Raw genomic sequence first — 15,779 nt, forward strand, 5'->3', positions numbered from 1 at the left:
CCGGCAAGGCTGCGACGGCGCTGGAGCGCGGTACTGCCGGTCCCTTGCGGGACTGAGGGATGTCCACCCTGCGTCCCGGAGGTTTTCGGCCCGTCCTGCTGCAGCGCAGGGTGCGGGCCTTTCCCGATCCCGCGCAGATGGCCGGCGATATCGTCGCCATGGGGGGGGACCTTCGCGCCGAACGGCTCTTGCAGGCCTATTCCCAGGGTATTTTCCCCTGGTTCAGTGAGGGCGATCCTATTCTCTGGTGGTCTCCGGACCCACGCGGGGTGCTCTTCCCGGCGGCGGTGCACAGCAGTCGCAGCTTACACAAAAGCGCCCGTCGTGCAGCCTGGCAGGTGGCTATCGATCGCGACTTTGCCGGTGTCGTGGCAGCCTGCGCCCAACCGCGCGCAGGTCAGGACGGTACCTGGATCACCTCGGGCATGGCCCGTGCTTATGAGGAACTATTCCAGGCAGGCTATGCACACTCCTTCGAGGTCTATGCCGGCGCGGAGCTCGTGGGTGGACTTTACGGCGTGGCCTTGGGCAGCGCTTTCTTCGGTGAATCCATGTTCAGTCGCGCGCGGGATGCCTCCAAATGGGCGCTCTTTGCACTGGCCCGGCACTTGCAGGCCTGGAACTTCCGTCTAATCGATACCCAGTTCCTGACGGCGCACCTGCAACAGATGGGGGCTGTGGAACTTCCTCGCTCCGAATTTCTCCAGCTCCTGCGGCAGGCGACTTCCGCTGAAGCCGCCGCCCCTTGGTCGCCGTCTCCGGAATTGCTCGCAGGCCGTTCCGAGGCATGAATTTTTACCGGAGTCTGCCCCAGGCCTGTCCCTATCTACCGGGCCGTGAAGAAACCCTCGTCCTCAGCGATCCCGCCGAGGCCATCGGTGCCGAGCGTTACAGTCTCCTGCTGCAGGAGGGTTTTCGCCGCAACGGTGCGGTTGCCTACCGACCCGAGTGTGCGCATTGCCGAGCTTGTCTATCGGTGCGGGTACCCGTTGCGGAATTCACGCCCAACCGCAGCCAGAAACGTAACCTGCGCCGCAATGCCGACTTGCGCCTGGAGTTGCGACCCGCCCAGTGGGAGGCTGAGGCGGAGGCCCTCTTTCTACGCTATCTTCGCCACCGACATCCCGGTGGCGGCATGGACGATCAGGGGGAGCGCCTTTATCACGAGATGATGGAAGAAAGAGGCGGGGTGGAAACCGTGCTCCTCCAAAGCTTTCTCGGCGATCGGCTGGTGGCGGTCGCCCTGACGGATGTCCTGGCGGCGGGTTGTTCCGCTGTGTACACCTTCTTCGATCCCGATCTGCCGCGACGCGGCCTGGGCACCTGGTCCATACTGGCGCAGATCCGCTGGACCGCAGCTCTGGGCTTGCCCTATCTTTACCTCGGGTATTGGATCGCGGACAGCAAAAAAATGGCCTATAAGAGGCAGTTTCAACCCCTGGAAGCCTATCGACAGGGCCTTTGGCAGGTGCTTGCGGCGCACGACGCCCCATGATGGCCAGCACCCCGAATTTCTATTCCCCCATGGCCTTGGCGGGGCTCGCCGGGCTTTTGGGTTCGGCCTGGGCCCTGTCCGTCTGGCAGGGGCTCGGTGTCGGTAAGGATCTGCTCTGGTCGGCTCTGCGGGCGACGGTGCAGTTGGGTCTCATGGGCTTCATCCTGGCGTGGCTTTTCCGCCAGGACCAGCCAGCGCTGCTGGTCTCTTTTCTGGCGCTGATGATGCTTCTGGCGGGACGTTTCAACCAGCGTCGCGGTGCCGGCATCCCCCACGCCTACTGGATCGGCGTGACCAGCATTGCCATCGCTACCACCCTGACCCTGGCCTGGATGCTGGTCTCGGGTCTGGTCTTCTGGAAAGGGCAATCGCTGGTACCCATTGGTGGTATGATCATCGGTAATGCCATGAATGCCGTGTCCCTCGCCCTCAATCGTCTGCGCAGCGAGGTGGATCAGCGCGAAGATGTGCTCCTGGCCATGCTCGCCCTCGGCGCAACGGAGCGCCAGGCCATGCGCCACCTCTACGCTACCGTGGTGCGTAGTTCCCTGATTCCAACCATCGACAGCCTCAAGAGCGTCGGTATGATCCACATCCCCGGCATCACAGCGGGGATGATCCTGGCCGGCATGGCTCCGGTGGCGGCGGTATCCATGCAGCTCGTGGTCATGATCATGCTCACCGCCGCAGTGAGTCTCAGCGTTGCCAGCGCCGTTCTGCTGGCGGCACCGCTCGCCCTGCGTTTTACCGACCGCGCGGGGGGCACGGCGTGAATCTTCCTGCCAACGAACGCTTCCGCGGATTCCTACCCGTCGTCGTGGATGTGGAAAGTGCCGGCTTTGACGCCCATCGTCACGCATTGCTGGAAATAGCCGCTATCGTCATCCGCTATGCCGATGGATGCTGGCAGCTGGGCGAAACCCACCATTTTCACGTCGAGCCTTTCGCCGGCGCCGAGCTGGATCCCGCCGCCCTGGCCTTCAACGGCATCGATCCCTATCAAGCCCTGCGCGGTGCCCTGCCGGAAGCCGAGGTTTTTCCGACTCTATACCGTTCCTTGCGCAAGGCCGTCAAAGAAGCGCATTGTCGCCGCGCCGTGCTGGTCGGCCATAACGCGCATTTCGATCTATCTTTCCTGCATGCCGCAGAAAAACGCTTGCAGTTGAAGAACAGTCCTTTTCACCCGTTCAGTGTGCTCGACACCGTTTCTCTCGCGGCTCTCACCCTTGCCGAGACGGTGCTGGCCAAAGCCGTACAAAAGGCGGGCCTCGCCTGGGATGGGCGTCAGGCCCATTCTGCCCTCTACGATGCCGAGCGCACCGCCGAACTCTTTTGCTGGGTACTCAACCGCTACGATCGTCTGGACGATGGTAGCGGCATAGGACCGTCCACCAGTACCTGCTAATTCTGCTAGAATCGACATCCGGGGTGTAGAAACCCGGATCTTTTTTTGCGCGCTGTTGCGGCGGTCGTCATCCCGGGCCCGCCGCAATCTGCCTGGAGGATGATCGTCATGCCGTTTCGATTGCGTATTGAACCCAGTGGCCACGACCTGGATATCGAGGCCGATGAAACCATTCTGGAAGCGGCCCTGCGCCAAGGCTTCAACGTGCCGTACAGCTGTCGCAGCGGCACCTGCGGCACCTGCAAGGGACGACTGCTCGACGGTCAGGTGGATTACGGCGAGGTCGATGAGAAGGTGCTGACACCAGCAGATCGGGAGAACGGGCTTGCACTTTTCTGTCAGGCCATGCCCGTTTCGGATGTCACTGTCGAAATCAAAGAGGTGGGGGCGGCCAAAGGCATCGTCATCAAAACCCTGCCCGCGCGCGTGCATCGCATCGAAGACCTGGCGCCGGATGTGCGAGCGCTTTTTCTGAAGATCCCGGCGACGGAGAAACTTCCCTTTCTGCCTGGACAGTACATCGATATCCTTCTCAAGGATGGGGCGCGACGCGGATTCTCCCTGGCCAATACCCCCAATGCCGATGGGATTCTGGAATTACACATCAAGAGGGTCCCGGGTGGTCGCTTTACCACCCAGGTCTTCGAACAGATGAAAGAAAAGGACATCCTCCGGTTCGAGGGTCCGCTGGGTACCTTTTTTATTCGCGAGGAGTCCACCCGGCCCCTGCTCATGGCAGCTACCGGCACCGGCTTTGCGCCCATCAAGGGTATGCTTCAATGGCTGCTTGAGCGCGGCGAGCAGCGCCCCGTGCAACTTTACTGGGGTGTGCGTCACCCTCAGGATTTTTATTATGAAGATTTGTTGCGGGAGTGGACGCAGGTGTTCCCCGATTTTACCGTCCACAAGGTCGTTTCCCGCCCCGACGCGCAGTGGACGGGAGCGCGGGGCTATATCACCGACCATATCCTCCAGGACTTTCCCGATCCCAGCGAATTTGACGCTTATATCTGTGGTCATCCGGACATGTGCTTTTCCCTGGCCGATCGTTTGCGCGCAGCGGGGCTGGATGAAGCACATATCTTTGCCGACGCTTTCGTATTTGCCAAAAGCAAATAGGGCTGACATAATTCCCGCTATGTTGTATTCAGCAACATAGAGTTTCAGCACAGTGGGAGCAAAAGACATGGAGACAACGGTTAAAAAGCGGCATCGGCGTACGGCAGAGGAGCGTCTGGCGGATCTCGAGGCAAAGCGACAGCAGACGGAAATGCGACTGCGCGAGCAGTTGGCCAAAATCGAGGCGCAGAAGCGCAGTCTACAGGAAAATCCGCGTCTGCGGCGGGAGCGTGAGGCACAGCGGCGTGCTCTGCTCGATCGTATCACTCGTTTGGTACCCGAGTGGGAACCGACCCAGATTCTTGCGGCCGTGGCCGAGGTGCGTGACCACAGTGGCAGCAATGAGGAGCAGCTGGAAGCCCTCAAGCAGCGCGGCGAACAATTGATGCAAGAACTGAAGCCCAAGCGCGGACGCAAGCCGCGCGCAGCACTCTAAGTGTAAGGGATACGGTTTCGGATCCGTGCCACGTTCGCGATGGGATCCGTTCGGTCGGAGCAGGTCCTTGCGAGCATTATAAAGAAGGCTCACGACCCTTGGCTGTGGGCCTTTTCAGTTGTCACTTATTTTATCGTACAGTCATCGCTTATTTGCTGCGCCAGCGCCGCAGCGTTGGAACGCGGTGTGCCATGTAGGCGCGTATGTACCACGGCGCATTGCGCTTGCGCAGCAGTTGGCGTACCCGCGCCTGCATCTCGTCGAGGCGCAGATCGGGGTCACGAAACGCGCCCTGGTCGTAGCAGTAACTGCAGTAGAGTGCACTCCGACTGCCGTCTGCCTCGCTACCGCCGCCCTTCGGGTCGTACTGCAAGGGCATGCCGCAACTCTGGCAGCGTCTTTTCTCCAGTTCCCACTGATGCAGTAACTTCTTCATGACCGCATTATACATCTTCTGGCGCTGTGAGTTCGAGGGCCTCTATGTATATGTGTGCCATTCCCAGCAGGAAGACGACATTGGGCAGGATAAAGATCAGCCCCGTCGCGATGACGAGTCCGAGCCCCTGGCCCAGGGCAAACAGGGAGCTACCGCTAGCATCGGTGCCGGCGGCGAGGTGCCCGAATACGTCACCGTTGCCCATCAACAGGGTGAAAACCTGCAGGATCCAGTCGCCAGGATCGCGCAGCACGTTGGCAAGCAGAGGTAGGGCGCTGCTCATGGCCATGGAATAACCGGTGTAGAGTACGACGGAAACGATCAGGCCAAGGCCCATACTGAGAACGGTCAACAGAAGCATCATCAGTAGCACCGAGCCGGGCTTGCTGCGCGCGATGCCAAGAGTGTGTCCGAGGCTCTTGGTGACACTCTCTCCGTGCCAGAGGGCAGGACCCGACAGATTGAAGACGATGATGGCGAGGACGAAGACCACGGCATCGATCACCACGGCCATGGGGAAGATCCCAAGGAAGAGATAGGGCCCGACTCCCGGTAACTTGCACAGGGCAAAGGCGAGGGTCTCCACCAAGAAAATGCCGAACAACAGCAGGGCCTCGACCAGTAACAGGCCAAAAAGACGTGGCAATACCCGCAGGCCAAAACCCAGGCTGGCAAAGATGCCCGGCAGCCTTTCTCCCCGCGCCTCGTAGATCAGCACCTTGCCGGCACCGAGATAACCGACCCCGATACTGGCGAGGAAGAAGAGGGCACCCACCAAGACCGGTAGTTCCGCGCGCGACCACTGGCTGAGCGCTTCCCAGATGGCGAAGCCCAGACCCGTAGCCAGGACATAGACCACTATGGGTTGCCACATGGTGATTCCGCGCAGGGCGCGCAGCAACAGAGAAAAGGATAAATCGCCTTGGCTGGGGGTGTGCTGAAACATAGTGGATTCCATAAGGAATGAGGACTGCACGAAAGCATAGCAAAAACGGTTGCGCGTCGCGCTGCCGAGCAGCTGTTCGCGACACTTTTCATCGCCTTTTGGCGTCATCGCCGTCTGTGGTGCTAAACTGTGGCCCTCGACCGGTTGGTCGGTCCAGCAGGGGCAGCCAAGAGGACGTGGGGCATGCAGGATGAGGGGATAGAACCCAATATCGGCGACGGGAGTCGCAGGATTCTCGACGCCGCGGAAGAACTTTTTGCCGATCGCGGTTTCGATGCGGTATCCATGCACGCCATTGCACAGGCCGCGGGCATCAGCAAGGCCAATATCTATCATTATTTTCCCAACAAGGATGCGCTGTATCTCGCGGTGCTGCGCTCGGCGAGCGAAAACCTTCGCACCCTGCTGCAAGAGGCCATCAACTCCCACGGAAGCGTCAGCGAGATCCTGCACCACTTTGCCAACAGCCATCTGCAGGCGCTCCTGAAACGTCCGCGCTTGGTGCGTCTGGTCTGGCGCGAGATCCTGGAAAAAGGTGCTCCCCGAGCAAAGGAACTGGCAGAGCAGGGCTTCAGCGAACTCTTCAGCAACCTGGTAGAGCTTATCCGCAACGGTCAGGAGCGCGGCGAATTGCGCGCGGAAATCGATCCCGCCGTGGCCGCGATTCTCCTCATCGCCGGTAATGTCTTTTTCTTTCAGCATCGGGATACCCTGCGACATTATCCCGAGGTCGCCTTTGCCAACGATCCCGAGGCCTACGACAAGGCCATGGTGGAGCTCCTGCTCCTCGGCATCGCAACCCCCAATCCTTCGTCCTGATGGTAGATCTGCACCTATGAATGCTGTCGTCGATCCTGCGCTGCAGGCGGAAATCCTCACCGAAGCCCTACCCTACATGCAGCGTTTCCAGGGCAGTACCCTGGTCATCAAATACGGCGGCAACGCCATGACCGAGCCGGCCCTGCAGGAACAGTTCGCTCTGGATATCACCTTGATGCGCCAGGTGGGCATGAATCCCGTGGTGGTGCATGGCGGTGGGCCGCAGATCGGCCGCATGCTCGAGCAGCTGGGTGTGGAGACCCAGTTCGTGGACGGCATGCGCGTGACGGACTCGGCGACCATGGCGGTAGTGGAAATGGTACTGGGCGGCCTGGTGAACAAGGAGATCGTCCACGCCATCAATCGTGCCGGTGGTCGCGCCTTGGGGCTGACGGGCAAGGACGGCCACCTCATCCGTGCGCGTCGTCTGGAGCGGGCCGATGGCCGCGACCTCGGCTGGGTGGGAGAGGTGGCGCGCATCGATGCCGAGATTCTCCGTTTTCTGGAGGGCGGTGACATCGTCCCGGTGATTGCTCCCATCGGCGTCGGACCGGCGGGGGAGTCCTACAACATCAATGCCGATCTGGTCGCCGGGGCGCTGGCCGCGACCCTCAAGGCCGAGAAGCTCATCCTCATGACCAATGTGCCGGGGGTTCTGGACAGCTCGGGGCGACTCTGCACTCGGCTGCGTGCGGCGGAGATCCAGCAGCGTCTGGCCGACGGCAGTATCCATGGGGGCATGGTGCCCAAGGTGCAATGCTGCCTGGATGCGGTGGCTGCCGGTGTCAAGGCGACCCACATCATCGACGGGCGCGTTCCCCACGCTTTACTGCTGGAGATCTTTACCCGGGCTGGTGTGGGTACCCTCATCTCGGATCTGGACTGAGGGCTTGTGGCCGTGCGTCGTGTCCGCTGGTCTCAGGGAAGGCGAGGACGACGAACCCGGAGATCTGCGGGGTCGAAGGTCCTGCTCTCGCGACGTGGCTGGCGGCGGCGTCCCGTGCCCATCTTTCTTTTCGATCTGGATAATACGCTCTACGACGCCAATCGCCACTGCTTCCCGCACATGCACGCCTTCATCCACGATTACCTCATGCGCCGGCTCGGCCTTGACGAGACCGGAGCCAGCGCCCTGCGCCAGCACTATTGGCGCCGCTATGGGACCACGCTGGCCGGCCTGATGCGGCATCACGCCGTGGATCCTGTGGAGTTTCTGGAGGCCATTCACCCGCCAGCACTGGCGGCCACGGTCCCGCCGGATCGATCGCTGCGCCAGTGGCTGCGGCATCTGCCGGGACCGGCCTTCGTCTTTACCAACAGTGTGGCGAGTCACGCCCGCCGGGTCCTGGCTCGGCTGGGGGTAGAGGACCAGTTTGCCGGGATTTTCGACATGCACTTTGCCGACTATCGCGGCAAGCCCGACGCACAGGTCTATCGGCGTATCCTGCGATCGCTGCGCGTGCCGAGCTGGCGTTGCATCTTCTTTGACGACAGCCGGGCCAATCTGCGCACCGCTCGCTGGCTCGGTATGCAGACCGTGCACATCAGCCATCGTCGGCATCCCGTCAAGGGTGCCCTTCAGCTGGCGAGCCCAGCGCAGTGGGGCAGGCCATTGGAGGGTTTCGGCTGGGATCGGCGAACGGCCACCGTCCGGGGTCGATGACCGACCCCAAGAGGGTCCTCAGAGCAGAGGCTGCAGGGCCTTGACCCAGTCCGGCGCGCCGCCGGTATCGATGGTCACGGAAGCGCTGGTGCCGATGTGCAGCGGCTTTTTCGGGTCTGGATCGAGGATGGTGATGCGTACCGGCACCCGCTGCGTCACCTTGACCCAGTTCCCCGTGGCATTTTCCGGCGGCAGGAGCGAAAAGGCATTGCCCGCGCCACCGCTGAGGCTGGTGACGATACCGTGGAAACGATGGTTGGGGTACATGTCGATGTGTACCTCCGCTTTCTGGCCCGGGTGCACGCGGTTGAGGTCCGTTTCCTTGTAATTTGCCTCGATCCAGTACTCCTGATTGCCGATCAGGGGAAACAGGTCCTGATTGACGTTGACCACATCGCCGACGTGTATCTTGTCCACTTTGCTGACCACCCCGGTGAGCGGCGCGTAGATGGTCGTCTCCGACAGGTCGAGCTTGGCGCTGCGCACCGCCGCCTTGGCAGCTTCGATGCGGGCCTGGTTGAGGGCCTGCTGAGCTTGCTGGGAGGCGAGGGCGGCGCGGTCGGCGCTGAGCTTGGCCGCCGCCGCCCTGGCGGTGGTGGCCTCATTGTCCGCCTGCTGTGCCGACATGTATTTCTGCTTGGCCAGGGCGGCCGCGCGCTGCGCATTGCGGGTGGCGTTCTGGTAGTTGACCTGGTCGGCCTCGATCTGGGCCTGTGCCTGGGCGATGTTGGCACGGATGGCCGCGGTCTGGCGTTCCGCCTGGGTCAGCTCCGCCTCGGCACGCTCCAGAGCATAGAGATAGGCGCGCGGGTCGATCTTCAGCAGCGGCTGACCTTTGTGGACTACCTGGTTGTCGTGCACGTACAAGGCGACGATGTGGCCCGTGACCCGTGGCGCGATATTGACCATGTGTGCATGCACGTAGGCATCGTCTGTGCTGGGATAGTAATCGGCAATCTGGAAGTAGGCGTAGGCGCCAAAGGCGACCACAACGATGATGACCAGGACGATGAAACGCTTCAACCAACGCATGGCTGCCCTCGCTGCAAGTTTCGTCACGGGATACGCTATACTGCGCGCAAGCGTCGCGCCGAGCACGCTCGGCTTTGACAGCGGCCGCAACAGAATCGCATACTGACCGTTCGGTCGATACCATAGCGTAAAGTCGAGTTGTCGGCAAGTTCCTTGCTCACCAAAGAAGGAGAAGTGATGAAAAACCGTGTCAAAATAGCCCTATTCGGAGTCGCTGCCCTCGCTTTGGCGGGATCCGGCTCGATATACGCAGAAGGCTTGCACGTCATTCAGGGTGGCCCTGCCTATTTCAGTGCGGGGGTGGGCGTATTCAACGGCGTCGGCGTGCGTCCCATCCGTGGCCCCAATCCGCGCATTCCCGAGCTCAATGTGGAATATCAGAGCGCATCCAAGCTCTTTGGAATCGGCGCCCTGTACGGTCTGATGGTGAATACCGACGGCGGCATCATGGGCTATACCGGTTTCTATTCCGACATCGCCTGGGACAATGACCACTGGATACTGACGCCAGTGCTGGGTTTTGGTGGTTACGACAAGGGCCGCGGCAAGGATCTCGGCAGTACCTTCCAGTTTCGCCTGGAGTTGGGCCTCGCCTACCAGTTCGCCAACGGGTCACGCCTGGGTGTGAAGATTGCTCATATCTCCAACGCCAAGATCGTGAAGCAGGATCCGGGCGAGAATGAGGCCCTGGTCACCTATTCCATCCCTCTGTCCTTCGGCGATCATTCCTGATACCAGCAGGGGGCGGGCGGGACGTGGTCGGTCTTATGTCCTGCCCCGCGACCTCGGCTCAGGTCGTTGGGTGTAGTCCCAGACGGCTGAAGAGCTGCTGATCGCGGCTCGGTTCGGCGTTGTTGGTGGTGAGCAGGCGCTCGCCCAGAAAAATGCTGTTGGCGCCCGCGAGGAAACACAGGGCCTGCAGGCTGTCGCTCATGCGCTCGCGACCGGCGGCCAGGCGGAGGTAGCTGCTGGGAAAGAGCAGGCGGGCGACGGCGATGGTGCGGGCGAACTCGATCTCATCGACCGCTGGCGCGTGCTCCAGCGGCGTCCCCGGGATGGGTACCAGGGCGTTGATGGGGATACTCTCGGGCGCGGTGGGCAGCTTGGCCAGCTCTTGCAGGAGGCGGGCGCGATCGCGACGACTTTCGCCGAGGCCAAGGATACCGCCGGCACAGACCTTGATGCCTGCCTTGCGCACGGCTTCCAGGGTTTCCAGACGCTCCTCATAACGGCGGGTGTGGATCACCTCGCCATAGAACTCCGGCGAAGTGTCGAGATTGTGGTTGTAGTAGTCCAGACCCGCCTCGGCCAGGCGCTCGGCCTGCCGGGGTTCGAGCATGCCCAGAGTCACGCAGGTTTCCATCCCCAGCGCTTTGACCGCGCCGATCATGGCCGCCACTTTCTCGATATCGCGGTCGTGGGGACGGCGCCAGGCCGCTCCCATGCAGAAGCGTTGGGCGCCGCCCGCCTTGGCCTCGGCGGCGGCAGCTCGTACCGCATCCAGCGACAACAGATCCGTGACTGCCAAGGCATCGCTCTGGTGGTGGACACTCTGGGCGCAGTAGCCGCAGTCCTCCGGACAATTGCCCGTCTTGATGGAGAGCAGGGTCGAATGCTGCACGGCATTGGCATCGAAGTGCTGGCGGTGTACCTGCTGCGCCTGAAAGATCAGGTCGTTGAAGGGCAGCTCGAAGTACTCGAGGATCCGGTCGAGGCTAGGGGCGGTGTCGGTGGTCATGGGGCTCCACAGGGGCAGACTGAGACAGAAGAAGATCGAGCTTTTGGCGCTGGTGGGGTCGGAGCGCGCTCAGGGTCAGGAGCTTGCGTCGCGAGCGCAGGCCATGGCGCAGCGCGATCTGTCCGGGCCCAAGGTCGAGACAGCGCGCCAGATACTGCAGCAGCGCGGCGTTGGCCGCTCCGTCCAGCGCACGGGCCCGGAGCCGGATCCGGAGGGCATCGCCGTAGTGGCCGACTAAGCCTTCCTCCCGCGCGCCCGGCTGCACCTGTACGGTGAGGGTGCCCGAGTCGACGCTGCTGGGGCGCCAAGGCGTGCTGTGTTCCCGGTCCTTCACAGGTTGTCAGCCACCCAGATTGAGGATGGCGCGCACCAGGAGTCCTTTCAAAAGTTCGATGAGCAACATGGCGATGAAGGGACTGAGGTCGATACCGCCAAAGAGTGGCACCACTCGCTGAATGGGATAGAGAATGGGCGTGGTGATGCGATCCAGGGCTCGGACGATGGGGTTGTAGGGGTCGGGGTTCACCCAGGAGAGAATGGCGCGGATGAAAATGGCCCAGAAGAGCAGAGTCAAAACGAGGCTCGTCAATTGGGCAATGCTGACGCTGAGGTTGCTGATCACGATTTGCCCTCCTCCGTGGCTCGGGCCAAGGCGCGACTCCGGTCGACGGCGGCCTGCACGGCGCGCTGGGCGAGCGTCCGCAGTCCCTCTTCCCAGACGGCCAGGGCCGCGGCCGTGGTGCCGGCCGGGCTGGTGACCTGATGCCGCAGCAGGCTGGGCGCTGTGTCGGCTTCTTGCGCCAGACGTGCGGCGCCCAGGACCGTCTCACCGGCCAAGGTGCGGGCGGTGGCGCGCGGCAGGCCCTGCAGGACACCGGCATCCTCCAGGGCTTCCAGAAAGAGCAGGACATAGGCCGGACCACTGCCGGCGAGAGCGGTGGCGGCGTCCATGAGTCCCTCATCCTCCAGCCACAGGCAACGGCCGACGGCCGCGAGGACGGTCTCCGCCGCTCGGCGGTGTTCTGCGACGACGGAGGCATCGGCATAGAGGGTCGTCATGCCCGCGCCGATTTGCGCCGGCGTATTGGGCATGCAGCGTAGGACGGGTACCTTGGGCCCGAGCAATCGCTTGAGGCTGGCGCTGGTGATACCGGCGGCGAGCGAGAGGAAGATGCCCGGTCCTGCCTCCAGGGCGGCGCGCCAGCGTGGCAGGATCGTTTCTACCTGTTTGGGTTTGGCGGCGTAGACGACGATGCTGTCGGCAGCGACGGTGACGGCGTCGGCATCGCAGCTGATGATGCCGTAGTCCCTTGCCAGAGCCTCGCGCCGCTCCGGATGCGGGGCATGTACGGCGATCTCTTCACCGGCTACCCCCTGCCGTCGCAGGCCGGCGATGATGGCGCGCGCCATGTTGCCGGCACCGATGAAACGGATACGGGGTTCGCTCACGTCGTCTCCTGTGATCTGTGGCCAAAAAGGGCGGTACCGACCCGGACCTGCGTCGAGCCCAACGGCAAAGCCCGAGCATAGTCCGTCGAAGTACCCATGGAAAGCGTATCGATAGCTTGGTCGGGAAAAGCACGCTGCAGGGCCTGAAAGGACGCCGCCAGGGTGGCGAAATCGGCGTCGGCCTCTTCCGGACGCGGCCGGACCAGCGCCATGAGACCGCGCAGGCGCAGCTGTGGCAGCGCGACGATGACGCGCGCCAGCGATTCGACGGCATCCGGCGCCGCCCCGCCCTTGCTGTCCTCGCCACCGGCATTGACCTCGATGAGGACATCCAGCGGGGGCATGCCCACTCGGGCAAGATTCAGGCGCTCGGCCACGAGCTCGCGATCGACGCTCTCCACCCACTGGAAACTTCGGGCAATGGCGCGCGTCTTGTTGCGTTGAATGCGGCCGATGAAGTGCCAGACGATGCCCTCCAGGTCGGCGAGCGCTTCCTGCTTGTCCAGGGCCTCCTGCAGATAGTTTTCACCAAAATGGCGCAGACCATGCCCGTAAGCCAGACGCAGACGGTTCGCCGCCACGCCTTTGCTGACGGCCAGCAGACGGACCTCAGGATAGGGACGGAGCGCTTCCTGCACGGCACGCAGGCGCGTGAGCAGGGGATCAGAGACGGCTTGGGCGGATTCCATAAGCTCGACTATATTAGACCCCATGGCGTCGTAACCCAACTCTGTCGCTCCACACCCTCGGGAGAATCGCCGTGGACATCACCGAACTGCTCACTTTTGCCGTCAAGAACAATGCCTCCGACACCCACGTTTCCGCCGGTATGCCGCCCATGCTGCGCATCAACGGCGACATTCGTCACCTCAACGTCGAGGCCCTGGATGCCAAGGCAGTACACGCCATGATCTACGACATCATGAACGATGCCCAGCGCAAGTGGTACGAGGAAAATCTCGAGATCGACTTTGCCATCGAGCTGGCGGGGGTGGCGCGTTTTCGTGTCAATGCCTTCAATCAGGATCGGGGACCGGCGGCGGCCTTCCGTACCATTCCCGCCAAGGTGCTGAGCCTGGAGGATCTGAACGCACCCAAGGTCTTCAAGGAGATCATCAATGTCCCGCGCGGCCTGGTGCTGGTGACGGGTCCCACGGGATCCGGCAAGTCCACCACCCTCGCCGCCATGGTCGATCACATCAATCAGCAGCGGGCCGATCACATCATCACCATCGAGGACCCCATCGAGTTCCTTCACACCTCCAAGAAATGCCTTATCAACCAGCGCGAGGTTGGGCCGCACACCCACTCCTTCGCCAACGCTCTGCGGTCGGCCCTGCGTGAGGATCCGGACGTCATTCTGGTGGGCGAGCTGCGCGATCTGGAGACCATGCGCCTGGCGCTGACCGCCGCAGAAACGGGCCACGTGGTCTTTGCGACCCTGCACACGAGCTCGGCGCCCAAGACCATCGACCGTATCGTCGACTCCTTCCCGGGCGGTGAGAAAGACATGGTGCGGGCCATGCTGTCGGAGTCCCTGCGCTCGGTCATCTCCCAGACCCTGCTGAAGACGGCGGATGGCAAGGGCCGAGTGGCAGCCCACGAGATCATGATTGCCAATCCGGCCATCCGCAATCTCATCCGCGAGAACAAGATCGCGCAGATGTATTCGGTGATCCAGACCGGACAGAACCAAGGCATGCAGACCCTGGATCAGTGCCTCGCGGATCTGGTCCGCGCCCATCGCATCACCCGCGAAGAAGCTCTGCGGCGGGTGCAGAACAAAGACAGTTTCGCCGCTGTCGCCTGAGGTGAAGGATGGCTGCTCTCGAGCAATTGCTGCAACTGATGGTCCAGAAGAACGCCTCGGACCTGTACCTCACCGTCGGCGCGCCACCCACCCTGAAGATCGACGGCCGCGCCATCCCCGTCGGTCAAGAGAGCCTGCGGCCCGGGCAGACCCTGGCCCTTGCCAAGGAGATCCTGGGTCTGGAGCGCCTGCAGGAGTTCCAGCAGGAAAAAGAGATCAATATGGCCATTTCTGCCCCAGGGATAGGTCGCTTTCGCGTCAACGGCTTCTTCCAGCGCGGTGAGCTGGGCTTCGTGCTGCGCGCCATCAAGACCGACATCCCGACCCTCGAGCAGCTGAGGATGCCCGAGGTGCTCAAGAGCCTGGCCATGTCGGCGCGGGGACTCGTGCTTTTCGTGGGCGCTACGGGTTCGGGCAAGAGTACGTCCCTGGCCTCCATGATCCAATATCGCAATCAGAACTCCCCAGGGCACATTCTCACCATCGAGGATCCCATCGAGTTCCTCCACAAGAACTATCAATCCATCGTCAATCAGCGCGAGGTGGGCATCGATACCCTGAGCTACGAAAAGGCCTTGGAAAACGCCTTACGGGAAGCACCGGACGTCATCCTCATCGGCGAGATCCGTAGCCGCGACACCATGGACCACGCCATCGCCTACGCCGAGACGGGTCATCTCTGTCTCTCGACCCTGCACGCCAACAATGCCAACCAGGCCATCGAACGCATCATCAATTTTTTCCCGGAAGATCGCAAACGGCAGCTGTTGATGGATCTGTCCCTCAACCTGCGGGCGGTGGTGTCGCAGCGACTGCTGCCCCTGAAGGACCGTCCGGGACGCATGGCGGCCATGGAGATCCTGATCAACACTCCGGCCATTGCCGATTTGATCTACAAGGGCGAGGTGGGTCTGCTCAAGGACGCCATGGCCCGCACCAACGATGTGGGCATGCAGACCTTCGACCAATCCCTGCTGAAACTCTACATGGACGGCCTGATCCGCTACGAGGATGCCCTGCGGGGGGCGGACTCGCAGAACGACCTGCGTCTGGCCATCAAGATGGAATGCCTGCGGCGCGGCCTCGAGGATCCGGGGGCGCAGGCCGCTGGCGAGCAGCAGTGGCGCATTCAGGGCTGAGTGCGAATACACTCCTCGAGTGGCTCGCAGTCCTTGTGACCTGGGCGGCGGCCCTTGCCTGGGGAGTGCTCTATCTGGCGCGAGGAAGGTTCTGGCGTTGCGATGAGCGCCTGGCGCCAGAGATCGCGCCGCTCTCGCGCTGGCCGGCGGTGACGGCGGTGGTCCCGGCGCGCAATGAGGCGGCCGGCATCGGTGCCTGTGTCCGCAGTATTCTGGGCCAGGACTACCCGGGGGACCTGCGCCTCATCGTCGTGGACGATCAGAGCAGCGACGGTACCGCCGCGCTGGCTCG

General features: G+C 62.5%; 21 protein-coding genes. 13 read left to right on the forward strand and 8 right to left on the reverse strand.

Annotated features, from left to right (window positions below):
- Window positions 1–59 precede the first annotated feature (59 nt).
- From aat to Q0C23_RS05250, 6 genes are all read left to right on the forward strand, one after another.
- Window positions 60–791: a leucyl/phenylalanyl-tRNA--protein transferase gene (gene aat, locus Q0C23_RS05225; protein ID WP_291511329.1), complete on the forward strand. Its 732-nt coding sequence runs from the start codon at window positions 60–62 to the stop codon at window positions 789–791.
- Window positions 788–1,495: an arginyltransferase gene (locus tag Q0C23_RS05230; RefSeq protein WP_291511330.1), complete on the forward strand. Its 708-nt coding sequence runs from the start codon at window positions 788–790 to the stop codon at window positions 1,493–1,495. The genes aat and Q0C23_RS05230 overlap by 4 nt, the downstream gene beginning before the upstream one ends.
- A complete protein-coding gene (gene fetB / locus Q0C23_RS05235) occupies window positions 1,492–2,268 on the forward strand; it encodes an iron export ABC transporter permease subunit FetB (protein WP_291511331.1) in 777 nt (258 codons plus the stop codon). Before Q0C23_RS05230 ends, fetB begins: the two co-directional genes overlap by 4 nt.
- Window positions 2,265–2,900 carry a ribonuclease T gene (gene rnt / locus Q0C23_RS05240; protein ID WP_291511332.1) on the forward strand — a complete coding sequence of 212 codons (636 nt, stop codon included), beginning with the start codon at window positions 2,265–2,267 and terminating at the stop codon, window positions 2,898–2,900. The genes fetB and rnt overlap by 4 nt, the downstream gene beginning before the upstream one ends.
- 108 nt (window positions 2,901–3,008) lie before the next feature.
- Window positions 3,009–4,019, forward strand: coding sequence for a CDP-6-deoxy-delta-3,4-glucoseen reductase (locus tag Q0C23_RS05245; RefSeq protein WP_291511333.1), 1,011 nt, complete (start codon window positions 3,009–3,011; stop codon window positions 4,017–4,019).
- A gap of 67 nt (window positions 4,020–4,086) precedes the next feature.
- Window positions 4,087–4,455, forward strand: a complete 369-nt coding sequence (locus tag Q0C23_RS05250; protein WP_291511334.1) for a hypothetical protein — start codon at window positions 4,087–4,089, stop codon at window positions 4,453–4,455.
- Between the two features lie 148 nt (window positions 4,456–4,603).
- On the opposite strand, the gene Q0C23_RS05255 is transcribed toward Q0C23_RS05250, so the two are convergent.
- Complete coding sequence (locus Q0C23_RS05255; protein ID WP_291511335.1) at window positions 4,604–4,891, reverse strand: zinc ribbon domain-containing protein; 288 nt, start codon at window positions 4,889–4,891, stop codon at window positions 4,604–4,606.
- 7 nt (window positions 4,892–4,898) lie between these two features.
- Window positions 4,899–5,837, reverse strand: coding sequence for a hypothetical protein (locus Q0C23_RS05260; protein ID WP_291511336.1), 939 nt, complete (start codon window positions 5,835–5,837; stop codon window positions 4,899–4,901).
- A 183-nt stretch (window positions 5,838–6,020) separates the two neighbouring features.
- Here Q0C23_RS05260 and Q0C23_RS05265 point away from each other — a divergent pair, with 183 nt between their 5' ends.
- The 3 genes from Q0C23_RS05265 to Q0C23_RS05275 all read left to right on the forward strand — a co-directional run bounded on the left by Q0C23_RS05265 (window position 6,021) and on the right by Q0C23_RS05275 (window position 8,319).
- Window positions 6,021–6,656: a TetR/AcrR family transcriptional regulator gene (locus Q0C23_RS05265; RefSeq protein ID WP_291511337.1), complete on the forward strand. Its 636-nt coding sequence runs from the start codon at window positions 6,021–6,023 to the stop codon at window positions 6,654–6,656.
- Window positions 6,657–6,672: 16 nt separating this feature from the next.
- Window positions 6,673–7,542, forward strand: a complete 870-nt coding sequence (gene argB / locus Q0C23_RS05270; protein ID WP_291511338.1) for an acetylglutamate kinase — start codon at window positions 6,673–6,675, stop codon at window positions 7,540–7,542.
- A gap of 114 nt (window positions 7,543–7,656) precedes the next feature.
- Entirely contained in the window at window positions 7,657–8,319 is a 663-nt protein-coding gene (locus Q0C23_RS05275) for a pyrimidine 5'-nucleotidase (RefSeq protein ID WP_291511339.1), read from the forward strand.
- An 18-nt stretch (window positions 8,320–8,337) separates the two neighbouring features.
- On the opposite strand, the gene Q0C23_RS05280 is transcribed toward Q0C23_RS05275, so the two are convergent.
- On the reverse strand, window positions 8,338–9,351 hold the full coding sequence (locus tag Q0C23_RS05280; protein WP_291511340.1) for an HlyD family secretion protein: 1,014 nt from the start codon (window positions 9,349–9,351) through the stop codon (window positions 8,338–8,340).
- A 177-nt stretch (window positions 9,352–9,528) separates the two neighbouring features.
- Between Q0C23_RS05280 and Q0C23_RS05285 the strand changes: the two genes are divergently transcribed.
- Window positions 9,529–10,083, forward strand: coding sequence for an acyloxyacyl hydrolase (locus tag Q0C23_RS05285; RefSeq protein ID WP_291511341.1), 555 nt, complete (start codon window positions 9,529–9,531; stop codon window positions 10,081–10,083).
- 58 nt (window positions 10,084–10,141) lie between these two features.
- Here the strand turns inward: Q0C23_RS05285 and bioB are convergent, their stop codons facing one another.
- From bioB to Q0C23_RS05310, 5 genes are read right to left on the reverse strand one after another with little or no spacing between them, the layout of a single operon-like run.
- The gene (gene bioB, locus Q0C23_RS05290) at window positions 10,142–11,089 is read right to left on the reverse strand and encodes a biotin synthase BioB (protein WP_291511342.1); all 948 of its coding nucleotides are present in this window, start codon (window positions 11,087–11,089) and stop codon (window positions 10,142–10,144) included.
- Complete coding sequence (locus Q0C23_RS05295; RefSeq protein WP_367273183.1) at window positions 11,067–11,423, reverse strand: DUF167 domain-containing protein; 357 nt, start codon at window positions 11,421–11,423, stop codon at window positions 11,067–11,069. The genes bioB and Q0C23_RS05295 overlap by 23 nt, the downstream gene beginning before the upstream one ends.
- 6 nt (window positions 11,424–11,429) lie before the next feature.
- On the reverse strand, window positions 11,430–11,711 hold the full coding sequence (locus tag Q0C23_RS05300; protein WP_291511343.1) for a YggT family protein: 282 nt from the start codon (window positions 11,709–11,711) through the stop codon (window positions 11,430–11,432).
- On the reverse strand, window positions 11,708–12,538 hold the full coding sequence (gene proC, locus Q0C23_RS05305) for a pyrroline-5-carboxylate reductase (protein WP_291511344.1): 831 nt from the start codon (window positions 12,536–12,538) through the stop codon (window positions 11,708–11,710). Before proC ends, Q0C23_RS05300 begins: the two co-directional genes overlap by 4 nt.
- Window positions 12,535–13,227 carry a YggS family pyridoxal phosphate-dependent enzyme gene (locus Q0C23_RS05310; RefSeq protein ID WP_291511345.1) on the reverse strand — a complete coding sequence of 231 codons (693 nt, stop codon included), beginning with the start codon at window positions 13,225–13,227 and terminating at the stop codon, window positions 12,535–12,537. Before Q0C23_RS05310 ends, proC begins: the two co-directional genes overlap by 4 nt.
- Before the next feature lie 71 nt (window positions 13,228–13,298).
- On the opposite strand from Q0C23_RS05310, the gene Q0C23_RS05315 reads away from it, so the two are divergent.
- The 3 genes from Q0C23_RS05315 to Q0C23_RS05325 all read left to right on the forward strand — a co-directional run.
- Entirely contained in the window at window positions 13,299–14,348 is a 1,050-nt protein-coding gene (locus Q0C23_RS05315) for a type IV pilus twitching motility protein PilT (protein WP_291511346.1), read from the forward strand.
- 8 nt (window positions 14,349–14,356) lie between these two features.
- Window positions 14,357–15,487 (forward strand): PilT/PilU family type 4a pilus ATPase, encoded by a 1,131-nt coding sequence (locus tag Q0C23_RS05320; protein ID WP_291511347.1) that lies wholly within the window; start codon window positions 14,357–14,359, stop codon window positions 15,485–15,487.
- Window positions 15,488–15,522: 35 nt separating this feature from the next.
- A partial coding sequence (locus tag Q0C23_RS05325) for a glycosyltransferase (protein WP_291511348.1) occupies window positions 15,523–15,779 on the forward strand: 257 nt, incomplete at its 3' end.

The organism is Acidithiobacillus sp. (assembly GCF_023256195.1).
Lineage (GTDB): Bacteria > Pseudomonadota > Gammaproteobacteria > Acidithiobacillales > Acidithiobacillaceae > Acidithiobacillus_A.